Genomic DNA, 483 nt, shown 5'->3' with positions numbered 1-483 from the left:
CCGCGATGCTGGCGGCGGCCGTCGTCGTCCGGCTGGCGGCGGTCGTCGGCTACGCACCCGCCCTGTGGTTCAACGACAGCTTCGAATACCTCGGGGTGGCGCTGCGGCCGGAGCCATACGTGGTGCGGCCGTCGGGCTACAGCTTCTTCCTGATGCTGCTGGAACCGTTCCACAGCTTCCGGCTCGTCGTCGTCGTCCAGCACCTGCTGGGCCTGGCCGTCGCCGTCATGATCTACGTGCTGCTGCGCCGGCACGGGACACCCGACTGGCTGGCCGCTCTCGCCACCGGCCCGCAGCTCTTCGACGGATACCAGATCCAGATCGAGCACATGGTGATGGCCGAGACGCTGTTCACCGTCCTGGCGGTGGCGGCCGTGGTGGCCCTGCTGTGGTGGCGCCGGCCGACCACGGTCGCAGCCCTGGTCGCGGGCGGGCTGCTGGCGGGGGCATCCCTGACCCGCACGGTCGGCCTGCCGCTGGCGG

Source organism: Protofrankia coriariae (assembly GCF_001017755.1).
Taxonomy (GTDB): Bacteria; Actinomycetota; Actinomycetes; order Frankiales; family Frankiaceae; genus Protofrankia; species Protofrankia coriariae.
Note: the sequence above shows the minus strand (reverse complement) of the source record.